17 protein-coding genes are annotated in these 22,249 nt (G+C 71.2%); 9 read left to right on the forward strand and 8 right to left on the reverse strand.

Annotated features, from left to right (window positions below):
- Window positions 1-2: 2 nt before the first annotated feature.
- Together ABZV38_RS09725 and ABZV38_RS09730 are read right to left on the reverse strand one after the other, a co-directional pair.
- Window positions 3-596, reverse strand: coding sequence for a (2Fe-2S)-binding protein (locus tag ABZV38_RS09725; RefSeq protein WP_356326235.1), 594 nt, complete (start codon window positions 594-596; stop codon window positions 3-5).
- Window positions 597-598: 2 nt separating this feature from the next.
- On the reverse strand, window positions 599-1,489 hold the full coding sequence (locus tag ABZV38_RS09730) for a xanthine dehydrogenase family protein subunit M (protein ID WP_356326236.1): 891 nt from the start codon (window positions 1,487-1,489) through the stop codon (window positions 599-601).
- Between the two features lie 260 nt (window positions 1,490-1,749).
- On the opposite strand from ABZV38_RS09730, the gene ABZV38_RS09735 reads away from it, so the two are divergent.
- Together ABZV38_RS09735 and ABZV38_RS09740 are read left to right on the forward strand one after the other, a co-directional pair.
- Window positions 1,750-3,504 carry a PucR family transcriptional regulator ligand-binding domain-containing protein gene (locus tag ABZV38_RS09735; protein WP_356326238.1) on the forward strand — a complete coding sequence of 585 codons (1,755 nt, stop codon included), beginning with the start codon at window positions 1,750-1,752 and terminating at the stop codon, window positions 3,502-3,504.
- A 152-nt stretch (window positions 3,505-3,656) separates the two neighbouring features.
- Window positions 3,657-4,442: a hypothetical protein gene (locus ABZV38_RS09740; RefSeq protein ID WP_356326239.1), complete on the forward strand. Its 786-nt coding sequence runs from the start codon at window positions 3,657-3,659 to the stop codon at window positions 4,440-4,442.
- Between the two features lie 24 nt (window positions 4,443-4,466).
- Here ABZV38_RS09740 and ABZV38_RS09745 read toward each other — a convergent pair whose 3' ends face one another.
- Together ABZV38_RS09745 and ABZV38_RS09750 are read right to left on the reverse strand one after the other, a co-directional pair.
- Window positions 4,467-4,889, reverse strand: a complete 423-nt coding sequence (locus ABZV38_RS09745; RefSeq protein ID WP_356326240.1) for a hypothetical protein — start codon at window positions 4,887-4,889, stop codon at window positions 4,467-4,469.
- A 114-nt stretch (window positions 4,890-5,003) separates the two neighbouring features.
- Window positions 5,004-5,849 (reverse strand): GntR family transcriptional regulator, encoded by an 846-nt coding sequence (locus ABZV38_RS09750; protein WP_356326241.1) that lies wholly within the window; start codon window positions 5,847-5,849, stop codon window positions 5,004-5,006.
- Window positions 5,850-5,995: 146 nt separating this feature from the next.
- On the opposite strand from ABZV38_RS09750, the gene ABZV38_RS09755 reads away from it, so the two are divergent.
- Together ABZV38_RS09755 and ABZV38_RS09760 are read left to right on the forward strand one after the other, a co-directional pair.
- Window positions 5,996-6,844, forward strand: coding sequence for a (2Fe-2S)-binding protein (locus ABZV38_RS09755; protein ID WP_356326242.1), 849 nt, complete (start codon window positions 5,996-5,998; stop codon window positions 6,842-6,844).
- A gap of 205 nt (window positions 6,845-7,049) precedes the next feature.
- Window positions 7,050-8,129: a DUF2637 domain-containing protein gene (locus ABZV38_RS09760; protein ID WP_356326244.1), complete on the forward strand. Its 1,080-nt coding sequence runs from the start codon at window positions 7,050-7,052 to the stop codon at window positions 8,127-8,129.
- A 99-nt stretch (window positions 8,130-8,228) separates the two neighbouring features.
- Here the strand turns inward: ABZV38_RS09760 and ABZV38_RS09765 are convergent, their stop codons facing one another.
- Window positions 8,229-8,591 (reverse strand): ATP-binding protein, encoded by a 363-nt coding sequence (locus tag ABZV38_RS09765; RefSeq protein ID WP_356326356.1) that lies wholly within the window; start codon window positions 8,589-8,591, stop codon window positions 8,229-8,231.
- 274 nt (window positions 8,592-8,865) lie between these two features.
- Here ABZV38_RS09765 and ABZV38_RS09770 point away from each other — a divergent pair, with 274 nt between their 5' ends.
- The 3 genes from ABZV38_RS09770 (at window position 8,866) to ABZV38_RS09780 (ending at window position 13,028) form a co-directional block, all read left to right on the forward strand.
- On the forward strand, window positions 8,866-9,258 hold the full coding sequence (locus ABZV38_RS09770) for a ribonuclease (protein WP_356326245.1): 393 nt from the start codon (window positions 8,866-8,868) through the stop codon (window positions 9,256-9,258).
- Window positions 9,259-9,361: 103 nt separating this feature from the next.
- The gene (locus ABZV38_RS09775) at window positions 9,362-9,751 is read left to right on the forward strand and encodes a barstar family protein (RefSeq protein ID WP_356326246.1); all 390 of its coding nucleotides are present in this window, start codon (window positions 9,362-9,364) and stop codon (window positions 9,749-9,751) included.
- A gap of 163 nt (window positions 9,752-9,914) precedes the next feature.
- On the forward strand, window positions 9,915-13,028 hold the full coding sequence (locus tag ABZV38_RS09780; RefSeq protein ID WP_356326247.1) for a glycoside hydrolase family 38 C-terminal domain-containing protein: 3,114 nt from the start codon (window positions 9,915-9,917) through the stop codon (window positions 13,026-13,028).
- A gap of 24 nt (window positions 13,029-13,052) precedes the next feature.
- On the opposite strand, the gene ABZV38_RS09785 is transcribed toward ABZV38_RS09780, so the two are convergent.
- From ABZV38_RS09785 to ABZV38_RS09795, 3 genes are all read right to left on the reverse strand, one after another.
- Window positions 13,053-14,795 carry a pyruvate dehydrogenase gene (locus ABZV38_RS09785; RefSeq protein WP_356326248.1) on the reverse strand — a complete coding sequence of 581 codons (1,743 nt, stop codon included), beginning with the start codon at window positions 14,793-14,795 and terminating at the stop codon, window positions 13,053-13,055.
- A 62-nt stretch (window positions 14,796-14,857) separates the two neighbouring features.
- Entirely contained in the window at window positions 14,858-16,456 is a 1,599-nt protein-coding gene (locus tag ABZV38_RS09790; protein WP_356326249.1) for a protein phosphatase 2C domain-containing protein, read from the reverse strand.
- A gap of 121 nt (window positions 16,457-16,577) precedes the next feature.
- Window positions 16,578-20,357 (reverse strand): S8 family serine peptidase, encoded by a 3,780-nt coding sequence (locus tag ABZV38_RS09795; RefSeq protein WP_356326250.1) that lies wholly within the window; start codon window positions 20,355-20,357, stop codon window positions 16,578-16,580.
- A gap of 211 nt (window positions 20,358-20,568) precedes the next feature.
- Here ABZV38_RS09795 and ABZV38_RS09800 point away from each other — a divergent pair, with 211 nt between their 5' ends.
- Window positions 20,569-21,558: a helix-turn-helix domain-containing protein gene (locus tag ABZV38_RS09800; RefSeq protein WP_356326251.1), complete on the forward strand. Its 990-nt coding sequence runs from the start codon at window positions 20,569-20,571 to the stop codon at window positions 21,556-21,558.
- Window positions 21,559-21,709: 151 nt separating this feature from the next.
- Window positions 21,710-22,192: a DUF456 domain-containing protein gene (locus ABZV38_RS09805; protein ID WP_356326252.1), complete on the forward strand. Its 483-nt coding sequence runs from the start codon at window positions 21,710-21,712 to the stop codon at window positions 22,190-22,192.
- Window positions 22,193-22,249: the final 57 nt, after the last annotated feature.

Consider the following 22,249-nt stretch of genomic DNA (forward strand, 5'->3'; position numbering starts at 1 on the left):
CGTCAGACCGTTTCTTCCGCGCGGGCGGCCGCGAGGCGGACCGCGTCGAGGATCTTCTCGTAGCCGGTGCAGCGGCAGAGGTTGCCGGAGAGCGCCTCACGGATGTCCGCGTCGGACGGCTCCGCGTTGCGTTCCAGCAGCTCGTCGGCGGCGACCAGCAGGCCGGGGGTGCAGAAGCCGCACTGGACGGCACCGGCGTCGATGAACGCCTGCTGGATCGGGGAGAGTTCGCCGGTGTCCCGGGACTGCTCGGCGGCCGGCTTGGCCTCCCACCGGCGGGCCCGGTCGAGCGAGGTGCCGCAGGCGCCGGAGGCGCAGCCGGTGCCGGGGTGTGCCTCGGCGCGGTGGGCGGCGAAATCGGCGAGGCCCTCCACGGTGACGACCTCGCGGCCCTCCACCTGGCCTGCGGCGACCAGACAGGAGCAGACCGGAACGCCGTCGAGGCGGACCGTGCAGGAGCCGCACTCGCCCTGCTCGCAGGCGTTCTTGGAGCCGGGCAGGCCCATCCGCTCGCGCAGCACATAGAGGAGGGACTCGCCCTCCCAGACGTCGTCCGCCTCGTGCTTACGGCCGTTGACCGTGAAATTGACGCGCATGATCAGGCAGCTCCTTCGGTGCTGCGGCCGTTGCCGCGGTACGACTCCCAGGTCCAGCCGAGCGTGCGGCGGGCCATGATTCCCACCGCGTGCCTGCGGTAGCTCGCGGTCCCGCGCACATCGTCGATCGGGTTGCAGGCGCCGGCGGCGAGCGTGGCGAACTGCGCGGCGATGGAGGGCGTGATGATCGTGCGGCTGTCCCAGAACCCGCCCTCTTCGAGCGCGGCGTTCAGGAATTCCTCGGCCTCCTTCGCCCGGACGGGTGTCGGGGCGGCGGAGCCGATGCCGGTACGGACCGTGCGGGTCTCCGGGTGCAGGGCCAGGCCGAAGGCGCAGACGGCGATGACCATCGCGTTGCGGGTGCCGACCTTGGAGTACTGCTGGGGCCCGTCGGCCTTCTTGATGTGCACGGCCCGGATCAGCTCGTCCGGTGCGAGGGCGTTGCGCTTGACGCCGGTGTAGAAGACGTCGATCGGGATCATCCGGGTCCCGCGCACGGACTCGGCCTCGACCTCGGCGCCCGCGGCGAGCAGCGCCGGGTGCGCGTCACCGGCGGGCGACGCGGTACCGAGGTTGCCGCCGACGCCCCCGCGATTGCGGATCTGCGGCGATGCGACAGTGTGCGAGGCGAGCGCCAGACCGGGCAGCTCGGCCCGCAGGTGCTCCATGATGTGGCTGTACGGCACGGAGGCGCCGAGCCGCACGTTCTCCTGGCCCACCTCCCACTCGGACAGCTCACCGATGCGGTTCAGGTCCAGGAGGTACTCGGGCCGCCGGTGGTCGAAGTTGATCTCGACCATCACATCGGTACCGCCCGCGATGGGCACAGCCGTCGGGTGCTCTGCCTTGGCGGCGAGCGCCTCCTCCCAGCTGGCGGGGCGAAGGAAGTCCATGAGTGGCTCTCTTCTTCTCAATCGGGTCGTTCGCTGGGGCTGGGGACGGCCGGCCCTCGATTGGCTTGTTCATGTGCTGTTAACGCGGTGTGTGGCCCAGTACACAACCGGGACTCCACGCGGTGCAGTCACCGAAACCATGAAGGAGTTGGCTGGTCTCCGTCCTCGTCTTGTAGATTCGAACGAATGGCGGGGCTCAGTAACCTCACCGCAATACCCAGTTTTCACCCGCACCAACGAAAGAGATCGGCGGCAACGACATGCGGCTGCGCGCACTGCTGGAAACCGATGCGCTGGGCCTGCGGCTGCTCGGCGGCGAGGACGAGCTCGACCGGTCCGTCCGCGGCGTCATGACCACCGACCTGCGGGACCCGAGCCGCTATCTGACCGGCGGCGAGCTGGTCCTGACCGGTCTGGCCTGGCGTCGGGACGCGGCGGACTCGGAGCCGTTCGTACGGATCCTCACGGGCGCCGGGGTCGCCGGGCTCGCGGCGGGCGAGGCGGAACTCGGCGACATCCCGGGCGATCTGATCGAGGCGTGCGAGCGGCACCGGCTGCCGCTCTTCGCCGTCCATGAGACCGTCGCGTTCGCAACGATCACCGAGTACGTGGTGCGCCAGGTCTCCGGGGAGCGGGCGGGCGATCTGGCGGCAGTCGTCGACCGGCACCGCAGGCTGATGACCTCGGGTCCGGCCGGTGGCGGCCCCGAGGTGGTCCTCGACCTGCTCGGCTCCGACCTCGACCTGCACGCCTGGGTGCTGTCCCCCACCGGCCGGCAGATCGCGGGCGCCGGTGCGCCGCTGCCCGGACCGGTGGGCGCGACGCTGGCGGGCCACCATCTGGCCGCCACCCGCACCGGCCGTCGGGGTCCGCACCGGGCCACGGTCGATGGCGTCACATATTCGCTGTTCCCGATCCGCAACACCGGCCGGGGTGCGGCCCCGGCATCCCGGGATGTCCGCGAGTCGGTGCTCTCCGACTGGCTGCTCGCCGTCGAGGCCGACGCGAGCGACTGGCCGGCCGCCCGGCTGGATCTTCTCCAGGGCGTCACCCAGCTGATCGCGGTCGAACGGGACCGGCGCGACGCGGCCCGTACGGTACGCCGCAGGCTCGCCCAGGAAGTCCTGGAACTGGTCCAGGCCGCCGCCGCACCCGCCGAGATCGCGGCCAGGCTGCGGGTCGCCGCCCCGGTCCTGCTGCCCGGCCTGGGCACCGCCCCGCACTGGCAGGTCGTGGTGGCCCGGGTCGACTGGGGCGCGGAGGGCGCGCCGGGCTCCCCCGGCGGAGCGGTCGCATCCGGCGTCGCGGGCGGCCCGGTCGCCCAGGCACTGCTGGAGGAGATCCTGGTCGACCCGGCGGTCACCGGCCCCGACTCCGCCGAGCGGATCGCGGTCGCGCACACCGCCGACGAGGCCATCGCGCTCGTACCGCTGCCCGCCCTCGCCGCACCGCCTGCCGACGCCACGGACCTGGCGGAGGCCGACGACGCAGGCGGTGCGACGCCGGCCAAGGACGAACCGGTGCTGCACGCCGACGCACTGCTCGCCGCCGTTCGCGAACCGCTCTCCGCGGGCCTCGCCGACGACGGCCGCCTGACACTGGGTGTCAGTGCCGCCGTGCACTCCCCCGAGGGTCTGCGCGGCGCCCTGGAGGAGGCCCGGCACGCCCGCCGGGTGGCGGCAGCCCGTCCGGGCCGGGTCTGCGCGGCCGGTCACCACGAGTTGGCCTCGCACGTCCTGCTGCTGCCGTTCGTCCCCGACGATGTGCGCCGTGCGTTCACCGCACGGTTGCTCGACCCGCTGCGCAACTACGACCGGCGCCACCGCGCCGAACTGATCCCGACGCTGGAAGCGTTCCTGGACTGCGACGGTTCGTGGACCCGCTGCGCGGCCCGGCTGCACCTGCACGTCAACACCTTGCGCTACCGGGTCGGGCGAATCGAGCAGTTGACGGGGCGTGACCTTTCCCGCCTGGAGGACAAGCTCGATTTCTTCCTGGCCCTGCGTATGAGCTGACTCGGCGGACCTACCACAGCCCTGCCCGCGACCGGCCGATTGTGAATTCATTCACCTGACCCCTTGGCCCGGAGTGCCATTCCGTGCTGAGATGCCGCCAGACTCAACAGCTCAATGCCGCGCTCGGGGAGGGCAATGTGGCGTATACCGCCATGTCTGGTTCCGGAACGACAGCAGATGACGATCCGCCGCTCCAGACAGCGGTATGGCGGCTGCGGTCACGTGCCTGCTGGACGGATGCCGCCGCTCTGCTCGAGCACGACGCCGCCACCGATCCGGCCGCGGCGCTCCAGCGGACGGCGCTGCTGATCGAACGGTGCCTGTACACCGGCCAGGGCTGGACCGATGCCGAGGACGCCCTGCGCACCGCCGAGGCCCTCGCCCACGACGACGCCGAGCGCGGGGCCGCGGCCTGCGAACGGGGTCATCTGGCGTACGCGTCGACCCTTCTCGGGGTACGGGACCGGGCCGACGAGGCCCGTGTCGCGCTGAGCCGGTCCGCGGCCCTGCTCTCCCCCGCCGCCCCGGCCCGTCCGCTGCTCGACTTCCGCCGGGGCCTGATCGCACAGAACATCGCCGACTCGCCGCAGGCCGCCCGCGCCGCGTACCTCAGGGCGCACGCCGGCGCGACCGCCCAGGGCGACGAACTGCTGCTCTCCTCCACCTGGCGCCACCTCGCGCTGCTCTCGCTGCGTGAGGGCGAACTGGCCGAGGCCCGGCACGGGTTCACCGAGTCGCTGCGGATACGGGAGGAGCTGGGCTATCTGGTCGGTACGGCCCCGGCCCTCATCGCCCTGGCGGATGCCGAGCCGGAACCGGAGGCGGCTGCGCGGCTGCGCGCCGAGGCGGGCCGCCTCTTCCGCCTCCTGGGCGGCGTCCCCACCTGGCTGGCCCCGCACCTGGACCCGCCCGCTCCGGAGGCGGCCGACGCGAACTGAGCACGGGCCCGCCGCTGAGGACCGTCAGGCACGGTCCTCGACCGGGTCGCCGGGCTTCCAGCCCGCGTCGCTCCCCTCGGGGGTCGGCGTCGGACGCGGCGGAGCGGGCGGCGGGGTCGGGCCGCGGTTCGGGTTCTGCGGTACGGCGGCGGCGGGCTTTCCGTTCTGCCCGCTGCTGTCGCGCCGGGGCGGCGTGACCGGGGATTTCGGCGGTGCGGGATTCCTCGTCGGCGTCGCGGAGACGGCGACCGAAGCGGAGGCGGACGGGGGCGCGGAGTGCGTCGGCGAAGGCGCGGCGGGATCCGCAGGTGTACGGGTGGGGCTCGCGCTCGGCGACGGCGTCGCGGGAGCGGGTGTCCCGGAAGGCTTCCCGGTGGACTTGCCGGACTCGGAGCAGCCCGCCGCTGCCAGTGCCAGGCCCAGCGTCGCCACCAGCAGCGCGGACACCGGCCGAGGCCCTCGGATCCGTATCATCCCGCCCCCTCGAGAACGATCATGCAATGAGAGGCACAGAGTAACCACAGCGGTCCGTGGAGGTGGCGGCAGCCCGGACGAGGGAGGTCAGCGGTCCGCGCCGGTGAAGTGTTCGCGCACCAGTGACTGCACGACGGGCAGATCCTGGGCGATCAGTGCGTCGAGCAGCGCGGTGTGTTCCGCGGCATCGGCGAGGAGGTCGGCCCGGCGGGTGGCCGGGTTGTGCCCCAGCGGCCACTGGGAGCGACGGTGCAGGTCGTCGGCGACCATCACGAGCTGCTGGTTGCCGGAGAGCGCGAGGACCGCGCGGTGGAAGGCCCGGTCGGACTCCGCGTAGCTCGCCCGGTCGCCCACCGCGGCGGCCGCGACCGTGGCGTCGGCCAGCGGGCGCAGGGCGGTCCACCGGGCCCGCTGCACAGTGCGGGCCAGCCGCAGCATGACAGGGACCTCGATCAGGGCGCGCACCTCGGCCAGCTCGGCCAGCTCGTGCGGGCCGCGCTCGGCGACCCGGAAGCCCCGGTTCGGGACGACCTCCACGGCACCCTCGATGGCGAGCTGTTGCATCGCCTCACGGACCGGTGTCGCCGAGACGCCGAAACGGGCGCCGAGCACCGGGGCGGAGTAGATCTGACCGGGCAGCAGCTCACCGCCGACGAGGGCGGCGCGCAGGGCGTCCAGGATCTGCCCGCGTACGGAGTGCCGCTGCACCACGACCCGGGGCGCGGGCGGCTCGCTGTGGGTGTGCTCCCCGCGGGCCTGCTCGCCGCGCGGCTGTTCACCGGGGGACCGCGCACCGCCGGGCTGCTCGTCTCGCGCCCGTTGAGCGCGCGCCTGCCCGGGCACCCGGTCGGACGGTGCGGCCGGCCGAGCGGCCGCGGGCGTGGTGGACAGGTACGGCGGTCGCACCTGCTCATGCGCGCTGCCCTGCTCCACTCCGACCTCCTCGGCCTGCTCCGGGCCCGGCTCGTATACGCCATGCCCCGTGTGCACGATAGGCGGCGGAGGCCGCAGTTCAAACATCGATCTCTTCGGGTAAGGTAAGGCTAACTTGCAAACGATCGCGATTCGGTGGTCCCTGCATGACCCTCCCCGCCCTGCTTCCCGGCACAACGACGTCCGCCGTGTCGGACGCGTACACCCGCCTGGCCGAGGTCTTCCCCGGGCTGCGTGCCGAGGTTCTCGGGGACGGCGAGCCCACTCCGTCCGGCGTCGGCTGGGTGGGTGCGCACGAACTCGCGGCCGGCGGCGCCGCCCTGGATGCGTTTCTCGCGTGGGACAACGCGCAGGTGCTGCAGGACTACGGGCAGCAGGCCCGGCCCGATGTGGTCGCCAGCTTCGGCCTGCACCGCTATGCCTGGCCGGCGTGTCTGCTGGTGACGGTGCCGTGGTTCCTGTACCGGAGGGTGCCGCGGATCCCCGCCGAGGACGTCGCGTTCCAGCGGGCCCTGGGTCATCTGACCGTGCGCGTAAGGGAGTTCGCCTGCCTGCCGGACGATCCGGCGGCCGCGCTGCCGGGGGCCAGGGTGGTGACGGACGAGGCGGCACTGCGGGCCGAGGTGCTGGCCTCGGTGGCCGAACACATCGGTCCGGTGCTCGACGGCTTCGGCCCCCGGATGCGCCGCGGCAAGCGGGCGCTGTGGGGCATGGCGACGGACGAGATCGTCGAGGGCCTCTGGTACATCGCGCATCTGCTCGGCGAGGAGCGGCGGGCGATGACCGAGCTGGAAGCGCTCCTGCCGGGCACCACCAAGCCGTATGTCGGCACCGCGGGCTTCCGTGAACTGACCGGACCGAACGGCGAGTCGCTGCCCACCCGTGACCGGGCCAGCTGCTGCCTCTTCTACACGCTGCGGCCCGAGGACACCTGTGTCACCTGCCCGCGTACGTGCGACACCGACCGGGTACGGAAGCTGACGCCCGCCGCCTGATCCGCACCGCCGGTGCCGCACCGCCCGCACGGGTGGCGCGATTCGAACACAACTCGGTTGGCACAGAAGGGCGTTCGAGGAGTTCCCGCCCATCCGTATGCCCCGCCACCCCAATGGCGTTCTCTTGCCCCGAAACCCCCTGAGCCCGATGGGATTTCCGCCACCATGGCGCCCGAAACCCCTAACGCGATGCAAGGGACCGCGCATGAGACTGACCGACATATCGCTCAACTGGCTTCTTCCGAGCGCGGTGCTGCTCGTGGGGGTCGTGGCGGCGGTGGCGATGGTCGCGCGCGGCAAGCGCGCCGCTGACAAGTCCGCGGCCGACGACAGCTGGGAACGCAGCGAGGACCGGCGCAGGCGCAAGGAAGCCCTCTACGCCACCGCCTCGTACGTGTTGCTGTTCTGCTGCGCGGCGGTCGCCGCCGCGCTCTCCTTCCATGGTCTGGTCGGCTTCGGCCGGCAGAACCTCAGCCTCTCCGGGGGTTGGGAGTACCTCGTCCCGTTCGGCCTCGACGGGGCAGCGATGTTCTGCTCCGTACTCGCCGTGCGCGAGGCCAGCCACGGTGACGCGGCGCTCGGCTCACGGCTGCTGGTGTGGACGTTCGCAGGTGCGGCCGCCTGGTTCAACTGGGTGCACGCCCCGCGCGGCATGGACCATGCGGGCGCCCCGCACTTCTTCGCCGGGATGTCGCTCTCCGCGGCGGTGCTCTTCGACCGGGCACTGAAACAGACCCGCCGGGCCGCTTTGCGCGAACAGGGCCTGGTGCCCCGTCCGTTGCCGCAGATCAGGATCGTACGGTGGCTGCGCGCGCCCCGGGAGACCTTCGGTGCCTGGTCGTTGATGCTGCTGGAGGGCGTACGCACGCTGGACGAAGCGGTCGACGAGGTACGCGACGACCGACGGGAGAAGGAGCAGAACCGTCTCCGCAGGAGGGACCAGGAGAAGCTGGACCGGGCCCACATCAAGGCCCTGAACCGGCAGAACCGGGCCTGGGGCCGGGCCGGCCGGGGCGGCGCCCAGGTCGACGTCACGGCCATCGCCCCGGCGGCGGGCTCCGCGCAGTCCGTCGTGGAGCCCGCCATATCGGAGCCGGGACAGCTGCCCCTGCGGCCCAGACCGTCCCTGCAAGCCGTGAACGGCACGAGCGCGAAGGGCTCCTCGGACCGGAGCACAGGTGATCCGAGGACCGTCGACCTCACGGCCGAGGACGACACCCAGGCCCTGCCCCGGCTCGACTCGCTGGAGCGAAAACTCAAGGACCTGGAGCAGCAGTTCGGCTGACCGGGACCCCGCATCGCAGGACCCGCCCCGACAACGCCCTTGCGGTGCAGGGCGGAAGGCCCCGTTCCGACCTCCGGAACCTCCGGACTCCCAGAATCCTCAGGGCCTTCCGCCGTCCAGCTCGAACCAGACCACCTTGCCCAGCGCATGCGCCTTCACGCCCCAGGCGTCCGCGAGACGCTGTACCAGGACCAGCCCCCTGCCGTGCGTACCGTCGTCGGCGTCCGGTCCGCACGACAGGGGCAGTCCGGATACGAAGTCCCGCACCTCGACCCGCAGGGTCGCCGGCGCCACGGTCACCGTGACGACTGCGCCATGCCTCGTATGGACCAGTGCGTTGGTCACCAGCTCGCTCAGCAGGAGCTCCGCCACTTCGGCCGAGTCCTCGCGCCATCGATATCGCAGGAATTCCCGCAGCGCACAGCGCACTTCGGAGATGTCCGCCAGATCGGTGTGAGCCAGTCTGCGGTGCATTCGAATCAGCTGCTGACGCTCCATAGTTTCCCCCGCGTGCACAGTGAATCACCCCCTTCTCGTCGAACACCTTCCCGGGATGCATGCCCCGCACGCGAGCTGTCACGCTTGTCGACTCATCAATAAGCACATATGGGGACGGGGCCGCCCTCCTGGCCTCGGAAACACAGCCGGCACATTCTCGTCGTCCCGATTAACTTCCAAAAAATTCACACGGGTTGGCGTTGACGGGGACATGTCTACGCGCGTCATCATGGTGGACATGCGAATCCCCCCACGGATCACTACGCTCGGCGGTGTCGCCGCCCTCCTGTCCGTCCTCGTCGTCGGCGGCCCGATCACGGCGTCCGCCACCGCCGCCACCACATCGGTCGGCAGCATCTGCTACTCGGACCTGCCGTCCCAGGCGCACGACACCCTCGATCTCATCGAGGCGGGCGGCCCTTTCCCCTACTCGCAGGACGGCGTCGTCTTCCAGAACCGGGAAGGCGTCCTGCCCAGCCGGAGCACCGGCTACTACCACGAGTACACGGTGATCACCCCGGGCTCGTCCACCCGCGGCGCGCGACGGATCGTCACGGGTGAGCAGAGCCAGGAGGACTACTACACCGCCGACCACTACGCCACGTTCGACCTCGTCGACCACGGCTGCTGAGGCTCCACCGGCAGCACCCTCCGGTCCGGTCCGCGCCGTAGCCCCCCACCTGCGGCGCGGATCACCGGACCGACGAGAAAGCGGTGCCTTGTACGCTGCGCCCATGACCGTGACCTATGTGATCGACGGCTCCGAAGTCACCGGACTGGGACGGTTCTGGCAGGTGATCGGCGAGGCGGTGAACGGTCCCGGTGGCTACTTCGGCCGCAACCTCGACGCCTTCGCGGACTGTCTGAGCGGCGGCATGGGGACACCGGACGACGGCGACTTCGTCATCGAGTGGCGCGATCACGCGCTCTCCGCGCGCGCCCTGGGCCATGAGGAGACCGCACGCCACGTGCGCCACCTGCTCGGCCGGGCACACCCCACCAACCGGCCGGCCCTCCAGCGGAATCTGGACGAGGCGCTGGCCGGCCACGGCCCGACGCTCTTCGACCAACTGGTGGAGATCATCGAGGAGCGGACCGCGCCCGGCACACTGCGACTGCGCTGACCGTCGCCGCGCCCGCGGCCGGGCACCCGCGAACCACGTGCGTATGCCTCCGGTGCCCACCGGGGTACATCGTCCGTCACGGACCCGCACCAGGGGTGCCCCGCGCGTCGCCGGGGAAGTGGTGCCATGAGCACCCCGCAGCTGCCGACCCCGAGGAGCCGTGATGCACGACGACCGCACGCTGGTGGAGGGCCGCCTGGAGCGGGCCCTCCACCAATTCATCCGCCCCGCCCAGTACGCGGACCGGTCCCCGCTCAGCCTCTCGGTGTGGCATGCCCCGGGCGAGCCGGTGCCGGTGACGGAGGCCATGAAGGGGACGTACGAGCCCTTCGCGACCGGCACGGAGTGGGGCAGGCCCTGGTCGACCAGCTGGTTCCGGCTGGAGGGCGCGGTACCCGAGGCGTGGACGGGGCGCCATGTCGAAGTGGTGGTGGATCCTGGATTCTCCGGCCAGGGGCCCGGCTTCCAGGCCGAGGGAATGCTGTACGACGCCGGGGGCGTACCGCTCAAGGGCATCCATCCTCGCAATCGCCATCTGACCGTCTCGGCCTCGGCGTCGGGCGGTGAGCCGGTCTCCCTGCTGCTGGAGGCGGCGGCCAACCCGGCCGTCCTGGAGCACGGCTTCGAGCCGACTCCGCTCGGTGACGTCCTGACGTCGGGTGACCGGCCCCTCTACCGGTTCGCCTCCGCGGACCTTGCCGTGCTGGACGAGGAGGTCTGGCATCTCGTCCTGGACATCGAGGTGCTGTCCGAGCTGATGCATGAACTGCCCACCGACCGGTCGCGGCGCCACGAGATCCTGCGAGCGCTGGAGCGGATGCTCGACGCGCTGGACCTGCACGATGTGGCGGGCACGGCGACCGCGGGCCGCGCCGAACTGACCGGGGCCCTGTCCCGTCCGGCGTCGGCAAGTGCGCACCGGATCACGGCGGCCGGCCATGCGCACATCGACTCGGCGTGGCTGTGGCCGCTGCGCGAGACGGTGCGGAAGGCCTCGCGTACGTTCGCCAATGTCACCGCGCTCGCCCAGGACTATCCGGAGCTGGTCTTCGCCTGTTCGCAGGCTCAGCAGTACGCCTGGGTGCGCGACCATCAGCCGCACATCTGGGAGCGGATCAAGCGGGCGGTGGCGGACGGGCAGTGGGCACCGGTCGGCTCGATGTGGGTGGAGTCCGATGCCAATATGCCGGGTGGCGAGGCGCTGGCGCGGCAGATCGTGCACGGAAAGCGGTTCTTCGAGCAGGAGTTGGGGGTGGAGACGCAGGAGATCTGGCTGCCGGACTCCTTCGGCCACACGGCGGCCTTCCCGCAGCTGGCACGGCTGGCGGGGGTGAAGTGGTTCCTGACGCAGAAGCTGTCCTGGAACCAGACCAACAAAATGCCGCATCACACCTTCTGGTGGGAGGGCATCGACGGCACCCGTGTCTTCACCCACTTCCCGCCCGTCGACACATACAACGCGGACTTTCACGCACGTCAACTCGCGCATGCGGAGAAGAACTTCGCGGACAAGGGACGGGCGACCCGTTCCCTGGTGCCGTTCGGCTGGGGTGACGGCGGGGGCGGTCCGACCCGCGAGATGATGGAGAAGGCGCGCAGACTGGGGGATCTGGAGGGTTCGCCGCGGGTCGCGATCGAGAAGCCGTCGGCGTTCTTCGCGGCGGCCGAGGAGGAGTACGCGGAGCAGGCGCCGGTCTGGTCCGGCGAGCTGTACCTGGAGCTGCACCGGGCGACATACACCACGCAGGCCAAGACCAAGCAGGGCAACCGGCGCAGCGAACACCTGTTGCGCGAGTCCGAGTTGTGGGCGACAACGGCAGCGCTGCGGGCGCCCGGATACGCGTATCCGTACGAGACGCTGGACCGAGTATGGAAGACGGTCCTGCTGCATCAGTTCCATGACATCCTGCCGGGCTCGTCGATCGCGTGGGTGCACCGCGAGGCCCGCGACACGTATGAACAGGTGCGGGCGGAGCTGGCGGACCTGGTGGCGGAGGCGGTGTCGGCGCTGGGTGCAACGGAAGGGCTCGTCGCTCTCAACTCCTCGCCGTACGAACGCAGGCAGGTAGTGGAACTGGACGCCGGGGCGAGCGCGTTGCTGCCGTCCGGCGCCCATGTGCAGCCGCTCGACGACTGGCGCACGGCCGTCCTCGCCGAGGCGCCGGGACTGGGCGCAGGGCCGCTCGACGGTGCGGCGGTACCGGAACGGGAGGCCACGGCGAGCCGCACGGCGGAGGGCGGGTTCCTCCTCGACAACGGGCTGCTGCGGCTCACCGTGGACCGCGACGGGCTGATCGCCGCGGTCCGCGATCTCGACGCGCGCCGCGAGGTCCTCGCCCCCGGCCACCGGGCCAACCTCCTTCAGCTGCACCCGGATCACCCCAACCACTGGGACGCCTGGGACATCGACCGGCACTACCGCCGCTCCCGCACCGATCTGACCGACGCCGACTCGGTCGAGCTGGTCGAGGAAGGGCCGCTGCGGGCGGCGGTACGCGTGGTGCGGACGTTCGGGAAGTCCCTGATCGTGCAGGAGATCCGGCTGGCCGCGGGCAGCCGGCAGATCGACATCGACACCGAGGTGGACTGGCAGGAATCGGAGAAGGTCCTGAAGGCGGCATTCCCGCTCGACGTGCATGCCGAACGGTCCACGGCCGAGATCCAGTTCGGTCACATCCACCGGCCCACGCACGACAACACCGGCTGGGACGCGGCCCGTTTCGAAATCTGTGCGCACCGCTGGCTGCGGGTCGCCGAGCCGGGGTACGGCGTCGCGGTGCTCAACGACTCGACGTACGGGCACGATGTGACCCGGACCCCGCACGCGTCGGGTCTCGCCACAACCGTACGGCTGACGCTGCTGCGCGCGCCGCACAGCCCGGACCCGGAGACCGACCTCGGCACGCACCGGTTCCGGTACGCACTGGCGCCCGGGGCCGATGTCACGGACGCGGTGCGCGCGGGGCTCGCGCTCAATCTGCCGCTGCGGGCGGCAGTGGCCCCGGCGGTGCCGTCGCTGGTCACCACCGGTCATCCGGCGGTGACCGTGGAGTCGGTGAAGCTGGCCGAGGACCGCAGCGGCGAGGTGATCGTTCGGCTGTACGAGTCGGCGGGCGGCCGCGCCGAGGCGACGCTCCGGGTCGGCTTCCCCGTCGTACGGGCTCAGATCACCGACCTGCTGGAGCGGCCCTTGCACGACGCGACGACCGATGAGCACGGTCTCGTACTGGCGCTGCGGCCGTTCCAGATCCTCACCGTGCGGCTGACCCCGGCCTGAGCGACCGCCCCGTCCGGGAACAGCTCAGGGGCGGGGCACGTTCCGCAGGTTGGAGCGGGCCATCTGAAGCATCCGGCCCACGCCGCCGTCCAGCACGATCTTGCTCGCGGAGAGGGCGAACCCGGTCACCATCTCCGCGCTGATCTTCGGCGGGATGGAGAGCGCGTTGGGGTCGGTGACGACGTCGACCAGGGCCGGCCCCTTCTGCTTGAAGGCGTCCTTGAGGGCACCTTCGAGCTGTTTGGGCTTCTCGACCCGCACGCCGTACGCCCCGGCGGCCCGCGCGATCGCGGCGAAGTCCGGGTTCTTGTTGGTCGTGCCGAACGACGGCAGACCGGCGACCAGCATCTCCAGCTCCACCATGGAGAGCGCGGAGTTGTTGAACAGGACCACCTTCACCGGCAGGTCGTACTGGACGAGGGTCAGGAAGTCGCCCATCAGCATGGTGAATCCGCCGTCGCCCGACATCGACACGACCTGCCGGTTCCGGTCGACGAACTGGGCACCGATGGCCTGCGGGAGCGCGTTGGCCATCGAGCCGTGGCTGAACGAACCGATCACCCGGCGCTTGCCGTTCGGCGACAGATAGCGGGCCGCCCAGACATTGCACATCCCGGTGTCGACGGTGAACACCGCGTCGTCGTCGGCGATGTCGTCGAGCACCGAGGCGACGTACTCCGGATGGATGGGGATGTGCTTCTCGACCTTGCGGGTGTACGCCTTGACCACGCCCTCCAGCGCGTCGGCGTGCTTCTTCAGCATCCGGTCGAGGAACTTCCGGTCGGTCTTGGCCTTCACCCGCGGCGTCAGGCAGCGCAGCGTCTCTCGGACATCGCCCCACACCGCCAGATCCAGCTTGGAGCGGCGGCCCAGGTTCTCGGGGCGCACATCGACCTGGACGATCTTCACATCGGTGGGGAGGAAGGCGTTGTACGGGAAGTCGGTGCCGAGCAGGATCAGCAGATCGCACTCATGGGTCGCCTCGTACGCGGCGCCGTAGCCGAGCAGTCCGCTCATGCCGACGTCGTACGGGTTGTCGTACTGGATCCACTCCTTGCCCCGCAGCGCGTGCCCGACCGGGGCCTTCACCCGCTCGGCGAAATCCATGACCTCCGCGTGGGCGCCCGCGGTGCCGCTGCCGCAGAACAGGGTCACCCGCTTCGCCTCGTCGACCATCCGGCAGAGCTTCTCGATCTCCGCGTCGCCGGGCCGTACCGTCGGCCGCGAGGTGACCAGGGCATGCTCGATCGACTTCTCCGGCGCCGGCTGCGAGGCGATGTCACCCGGCATCGAGACGACGCTGACCCCTCCTCGGCCGATCGCGTGCTGGATCGCCGTCTGGAGCAGCCGAGGCATCTGCTGCGGGTTGGAGATCATCTCGTTGTAGTGGCTGCATTCCTGGAAGAGCAGTTCCGGATGCGTCTCCTGGAAGTAGCCGAGACCGATCTCGCTCGAAGGGATGTGCGAGGCCAGGGCGAGGACGGGAGCCATGGAGCGGTGGGCGTCGTAAAGGCCGTTGATGAGGTGCAGATTGCCCGGGCCGCAGGAGCCCGCGCAGGCCGCCAGGGCGCCGGTGATCTGGGCCTCGGCACCGGCGGCGAACGCGGCGGTCTCCTCGTGCCTGACCTGGATCCACTCGATGGCGGCGTTACGGCGGATGGCGTCGACGACCGGGTTGAGGCTGTCGCCGACGACGCCGTAGAGCCGTTTGACGCCCGCCCGGACGAGAATGTCGACGAACTGCTCCGACACGTTCTGCTTGGCCATGGGTACGTATCCTCTCCGCGCCGGCAGCGCACTAGGAGTCCATCAACCCATGGCCCGCACGGTTACGCCTCCCAGACGCCGACACTCGTGCGGTCGTCGGCGTACCCCTTCACCCTGAGCTGGATGTCTGCGAGGAAGGCCGCCAGACCGGGCGGTTCCTGGGGCGTCCAGCGTTCGGCGAGCTCGTCGGCGAGGGCGGGCTCGCCGCGCAACGGCTCGGCCAGCCCGGTGCTGCAGAGCAGCAGTGTGTCCCCCGGGCGGGCCACCGAGGCCCGGAACCGGAAGGGCTCCGCGGGCGGCGGGGGCGGGCTCTCGATGTACGGGGACGGGGGCGTCGTGATCCCCAGGTCCATGGTGAGCCGGTCGCCGTGGGGCCCGCTCTGGGGGGACGCGGATCCGAAACCGACGACGGGCTCCCCGCTGACGGTCCCGGGCGCCGGAACGTCCGGTTCGAGGTCACGCCAGACACCGTCGCGCAGCCGGAAGAGCCCGCCGCCGCCCACTCCGAAGAAGACCCGGGTGCGGCAGTCGGGGTCGGCCGACAGCAACAGACAGCGCAGGCCCGCGGTGTACTCGTGCGGTCCGAGCCCCAGCTCGGCGGCGCGGGCGCGCAGCTTCCCGTAGCTGCGGTCGGTGAGGCGGTGCAGACCGGACTTGAGGTCACCCCGCCGGCCTGCCCTTATGTCCTCGGAGAGCCGGGCGTGGCTGCGGCCGACGGCTCCGCCGATCCAACGGCAGGCGTCGGCGGCCGCGAGATGGGCGCCCTCGACGGCGCGGGCGCCGCTGGCGACGGCGACGAGCACGAGGGCGTTCTCGGCGGCGCCGAAGCGCACGGTGAGCAGGGCGTCGCACCGGGGCTCGCCGCGGAACCGCGCGGAATCGCCGCGCACCGAGGCGGCCCGCAGGGTGTACGTGCCGTACCTGGCCCCGTCGAGCACGGTGTCGGCAACGAGCCCGTCGAGTTCCTGGGGAGTGGTGGCGGGCAGGGCGGTGGGCTCGGCGTCGTAGGTGGGCGGCCGGTCCCCTACGTACGTGAGTCCGGGGCGGGACGTGGCGGCGGGAGCCACCGGGTCCGGACCGGCCGGGCGGGCCGCGGAACCGGAACTGGCCGCTCCTGCAGGCGCGGAGTCCTCCGAAGCCTCGGCCCGCTCGGCAACCGGCCGCCTCGGCAGAGGCGGCACGTGCTCGGGCGGCGGCGGGACCGGTGGCGGGGCCGTTACCGGTGGTGGGGCCGGGACCGGTGGTGGTCCATCGACGGGCCCCGGTGGCTCAGCGCCGGGCGGCGGGACCGGGGGTGGTGCATGGACGAGTGGCGGCGCAGAAGCCCGCGATGCGGCGAAGGTGCGTGGTTGCGCGGCGTCGCGCAGTGGCTCCCACGGGGCGCGCTCGGCCTCCGTCGGAGGCTCCCACGGCCCACGGGCCCGTGCAGGTTGCGCGGGCGGCGTCCGTGGATCGGGTACGGCCGAGACAGCCTCTCCGCACCCGTCGTCCTGGCCGGGACCGCCCCGCCCCGCCGAACTCACCGCGTCCGAGGCCGAGTCGAAGCGGTCGTCGAGACTGTCGGCCGCGTCGGTGGACCCGGTGTCCGCGGCGGTTTCGTCGTACAGCCTGCGCCACCAGTCGTCCTCGTGGGCGGCGGGCCTCTCCCCCTGCTGACTCATGCCCCTATTGTCCACCGCACGGGCCGTGCGATAACGGGTCATCCGGAAAAAAGAGGTCCGCCGGGCGACCCCACCCCCCACGGGAAGGACGCCCGGCGGACCGGTCCTGGTGTGACCCGGGTCAGCGCACCGCGTATGCGTCGACGATGGTCTGGACGACGGAGTTGCCGTTGGCGTCCGTCAGTTCCGTCTTCAGCGTGACCGGCTTGCCGGCCGCGTCCGCGTGGTTCACGGTCGCGGTCCAACGCCCGTCCCGCTGTTCGGTGGTGGCCTGGGTCCAGGTCGTGCCACTGTCGTACGAGTACGAGACCTTGGCCGCGGTCAGCTTGCCGGGTGCGTAGCCCGCGTGGCCGGTGACGCTCAGACCGATCGTCTGACCGTCCTGCGCCGCCAGGGTCTTCATCCCGTCCGTCGCCAGGTCGTAGCCCGGAAAGAGAAGCGGAATACCCTGAGAGTACGCGTTCTCGTCCCGCTTCGAACGGAATTTCCAGGTGGCCTCGGTCTGGGTGGACCGCTTCCACACGGCTGCGGGCTGACCGACCTTCATGGTGGTCATGGTCAGTTCGTACGGTGCGTCCTCGGCCGGGACGGTGAACACCCCGGAGGGCCAGCCGGACTCCCCGAGCACCTCACCACCGCTGGTGAGCTTCATGTTGCCCAGGTCTCCGAAGGAGCCCTGGATGCCGGCGTGTTCGCTGTCGGCCCAGAAGCCCGGGGCGACACCGATCAGGTTGTCCTGACGCTCGGCGGCGAGCACTTCCTTGCCCTGGGCGTCGCGCGGAGTGGACGGGCCGACAATCCCCCGGTACCAGTTCTCCGTGCGCTGCGAACCGGACTTGTAGGTGCGGGCCGGGTCGACCATGGTCTCGCCCCAGGGGAAGCTGGAGGAGAGATACCGCTCCCAGCCGGTGTCGCCCGCCGAGTAGTACTCGGTGCGCTTGCCCGGGGCAGCGACGGTGTCGAACAACCCGAGGGAGTAGCGTCCGCCGTACGGCCGGTCGACGACCATCGAGTCGATGTAGTCGGCCGCGACGCCCATCGCCTCGTACGTGGCGGTGGACTTGCCGAGCTTGCTGTCACGGACCTTGTACGTGCGGTCCGAGGTGACCGGGCCGGTCTCGGGGAAGCCGAGGTTGTACACGAACGGGCTGGTGGCAGTGGCCTTCCAGCGCAGCGTCACCGGACCTTCGGCGAGGGCGGCGGTCAGACCGGCGGCCTCACTCGCCTCGACTCCCAGCGAGGGCAGCGGTGCCTGACCGTAGCCGACGGACGGCAGCCAGGGGCCCTCGGACGGCCGGTACACGATGATCGCCTTTGCGCCGGCGGCCTTGGCGTTCCGTGCCTGGACGGTCATGTAGCCGTCGTCGGCGACCTTCACCAGGGCGATCTTGCCCGTGACATCGGCGGCCTTCAGCTCGGCGGGGGTGCCGGTGCCCGCGTCGACGAGCGCGGCCTCGCCCGTACCGTCGAGGTTGACGGAGCCGGTGCTCGCCGTCTGCGGGTGCAGCTCGGCACCGCCGGCGACCGAGAGCTTCTCGATCTGCGGAGCATACGCACGCCAGTAGCTGGCGAACTCGAAGTCGCCGTCACTCGCCCTGCCCTGAATGTCGACCGTGTACTTCTTGATGGCGCGGTTGCCGGTGACGGAACCCGCGTGCAGCCAGACGTCGTCCCAGCTGCGGCCGAAGATGAGCGTCGTGGAGTGGTTCTCGGACTTGCGGTCCTCGGTCCGGACCTGCACCCGGTGGGCCTTGCGGGCGTCCAGTACCAGGGTGGTGTCCTTGGTGACGTTCAGCTGCGGCCTGGCGAGGTAGCCGACGGACTCGACCATCCTGCCGGTGGTGTCCTTCAGGTCCGGCGAGGTGACGAAACTGGAGACGAAGTACGCGCCTGGGCGCACCTGGTACACCTGGTCGGCCGCGCCGTCGTTGAAGCGGCGCTCACCGCTGGCGGTGTCGGTGCCGATGACGTCCAGCGAGGAGGCGCCCGCGGCGGGCTTCCCGGTGGCGTCGACGAGCTTGACGCGCAGGGTGACCGTCTCGGCTCCGACGTACAGCGAGAACGGGGTGGAGACCTTGACGCCGTCGGCGCCCGTGGCCAGCACGCGCCCGGTGACGTCGCCGTACTGGGCGGCCTTCAGCTGCGCGGTCGGGTCGATGTGCAGCGGGACCTTGACCGTCGCTCCGGCCGGGACGGTGACGCTGCTCGCGTCGAGCTCGGCGACGGAGGAGCGAACCGCCGAGCCGTCGTTGCCGGTGACGCCCTGGACCTTCAGCGACAGCTTCACCGGCTTGGTGCCGGAGTTGGTGTAAGGGACGTCGACCGTGGTGCGGTCGCTCTTGTCCTGCGGCCAGTTGAACGTACCGCCCTGGACGGCGGGGGCGCCGACGACGGTGGTGTCGATGGCGGCCTTGACATCGAGGCGGCCGCCGCCGGTCTCGCGTACGTCGCCGGGGATGTCACTCTTCGCGGACGACACCAGGGCCGCCTTGATCTGCTGTGCGGTCCAGTCCGGATGACGCTGCTTCACGATGGCTGCGGCGCCCGCGACATGCGGGGTGGCCATCGACGTACCGGACATCGTCCGGTACGCGTACACCCCGCGGCCACCGGCCGCAGCGGCCGAGATGTTCACCCCGGGGGCAGAGATCTCGGGCTTGAGGGTGTGCGAGCCGATCGCCGGTCCGCGGCTGGAGAACTGGGCCGTGGAGTCGTCGCGGTCGACGGCGCCGACGGTCAGCACGCTGGGGGCGCAGCCCGGCGAGGAGACGGTGTTCAGCGACGGACCGGAGTTTCCGGCCGCGATGACGAACAAGGTGTCCTCGCTCTGGGCGAGTTCCTCGGCGGCGACGCTCATCGGGTCGGTGCAGTCGGTCGGCGTCTGGCTGCCGAGACTCATGGAGACGACGTCGGCCTTCTGGTCGACGGCCCACTGCATACCGGCGATGATCCAGGACTCGGCGCCGGAGCCGCTGTCGTTGAGGACCTTGCCGGCGAGCAGATCGGCGCCGGGGGCGACGCCCTTCTTCTTGCCGTCGCTGGCCGCGCCGGTGCCGCCCACGGTGGAGATGGTGTGGGTGCCGTGGCCCTGCCGGTCGTCGGTGGTGTCGGAGTCGGTGAAGTTCGCCGAGGCGGCGATCCGGCCCTTGAGGTCGGGGTGTTCGGCGTCGACGCCGGTGTCGAGCACGGCGACCTTGGTGCCCTTGCCGTCATATCCGGCGGCCCAGGCGAGGTCAGCGCCGACCTGTTTGGTCGACTTGTCGAGAGTGGCCTGAACCTTGCGGTCGAGCCACAGCTTCTTCAGACCGGAGACCGAGCGGGACCGGGTGTCGGTGACGTCCGACCAGAAGTCGGCGGCCTTCTCCTTGTCCGCCTTGAGCGCGACGCCGTCGATGGCGTCGAGTGCGAGCCCGCGCTTGGCGCCGCGCGGGGTGACGGGCGCCGAGCGGGCCAGGTTCTGGCTGTACACCGCGATCAGCGGCAGCGACTTGGTGCCGGCGTCGTCGTAGCCCTGGCGGATCAGTCCGGTGACGTTGAAGAGTTCCTCGTCGACCTTGCCCGCGGCGAGCGCCTCGGTCGCGGTGTCCGGGTAGACGTACAGGTCCTTGCCGGACTGCCGGGTCTGGATGAGTGGCACGGTGCCGTCCTCGCGCGGCAGCGCGGTGGCCGACGCCGCCCCCGAACGGTCCGTGCTCACCAGAACCTTGTCCCCGGTGACCAGGGTGACGGTGACCGGCTTGCTGCCCTTCGCGGCAGCGGCAGTGGTGGCTGCCGCACTGCCGGTGAGCGGTCTCTTCGCGGCGGACGCGTCCTGTGGCACGGCCACGGACGGCGCTACCACGGTGGCCGCCAGGACGGCGGCTGTCGCCGCTCCCAGCGCCGTACGCGATATCGGGCGCATCGCACTCCCCAGGTGATTCCGGAAGAAGGCAGCACAAAGGCTGTGTTTCCGGAGGTTGTTGGTACTGCGGTGGCGCCACATTGGCAGAGGTACGGGCGAGACAGGGATGATGTACACGGCGGGTTTACGCCGTGGCCGCTTTCCGCCACAGCCGGCCGGCCGAAGAGTGCGTAACGATGCGGAAATGACGCGTCCGGGGAGGGGTCCAAGGGTGCTGGGAGCCATAGGTCTCGACGAGAGACAGGAATCCGCCTATCGCGCGCTCGTCGCGATGGGGGCGGCGGAGGTCAGTGACCTCGCACACCGGCTGGGGCTTCCCGAGTCGGAGACCGAGCGGGCGCTGCGCCGGCTGGAGCAGCAGGGCCTCGCCGCCCAGTCGTCCGCCCGCACCGGGCGGTGGGTGGCTGCGCCGCCCGGGGTCGCCCTGGGTGCGCTGCTCACCCAGCAGCGCCATGAGCTGGAGCAGGCGGAGCTGGCGGCGGCGCTGCTCGCCGAGGAGTACCGGGCGGATGCCGCCGAGCCCGCCGTGCACGATCTGGTCGAGGTCGTCACGGGCGCGAGCGCGGTGGCGCACCGCTTCCACCAGCTGCAACTGGGGGCGGCGAACGAGGTGTGCGCCCTGGTCACCGGGAACCCGATCGCGGTCAGCGGCCTGGAGAACGAGTCCGAGGAGCGGGCCGCCACCCGCGGGGTGTCGTTCCGGGTGGTGATCGAGCGCGAGGTGCTCGCGCTGCCGAGCGGGATCCTGGAGCTGTCGGCGGCGCTGAGCCGGGACGAGCAGTGCCGGGTCGTCGACCGGGTGCCGACCAAGCTGGTCGTCGCGGATGCCTCGCTGGCGATGGTGCCGTTGACCGGTCGCGGCGCCGAGCCGGCGGCACTGGTCGTCCATGCCTCCGGGCTGCTGGAGTCGCTCATGGGGCTCTTCGAGGCGGTGTGGCGCGAAGCCATGCCGCTCCGGCTGGGCGAGAGCGGCTGGGCGCAGGAGACCACTGTGGGCCCCGATCCGACCGACTTGGAGATTCTTTCGCTGCTGCTGGCCGGGCTGACGGACGCAAGCGTGGCGAAGCAGCTGGATCTGGGGCTGCGGACCGTCCAGCGGCGGGTGAAGGGCCTGATGGAACTGACCGGGGTGTCGACGCGGCTGCAGCTGGGCTGGCATGCATACGAACGGGGCTGGGTGGCCCGCACCCCGCGGGCCTGAGACAGGCCTGAGACAGGCGTGAGGCGGGCCGTCCGGCACGGCTTCGACAGGGCTTCGAGAACGCCCCATCATGCCCCTGAGCTGCACCGACGGCTCCCGCCCGACGCCTTGCTGACGGGCGGGACCGGCCGGACTCCGGCAGGCTGGTGAGATGGGTGTGTGGCAGCTCATCGCCGTGGGCCTGGTCATGCTGCTCGGCCTGGTCGGCGTGCTGGTGCCCGGGGTGCCCGGGCAGGCGATCGTCTGGGCAGCCGTGCTGTGGTGGGCACTCACCGACAGGAGCCCGGCCGCCTGGGGCGTATTGATCGGCGCCACCGCCCTCCTGCTGCTGAACCAGGCACTGAAGCCGCTGCTGCGGCCGCGCCGCCCGCGTGAGTCCGGGGCGCCGCGCAAGACGCTGATGCTGGGTGGGATCGCCGGGATCGTGGGCTTCTTCGTGGTGCCGGTGGTGGGCGGGATCGTGGGATACGTCGGGGCGATCTACGGCGCGGAGCGGCTGCGGCTCGGCAGCGGCGGGGCAGCCCGGGCCTCGCTCCGTTCGGTGATGCGGGCCACCGGCTACTCCGTACTCGTCGAGCTGTTCGCGTGTCTGCTGGTGACGGGGGCGTGGCTGGGCGCGGTGATCCGGAGCTGACCGTCCGAACCTCTTCCCGAGGATCATCAGGCTGGATGTTGTCCAGATAGGAAGTAA

The sequence above is a fragment of the Streptomyces sp. NPDC005181 genome, from assembly GCF_040608395.1.
Lineage (GTDB): Bacteria > Actinomycetota > Actinomycetes > Streptomycetales > Streptomycetaceae > Streptomyces.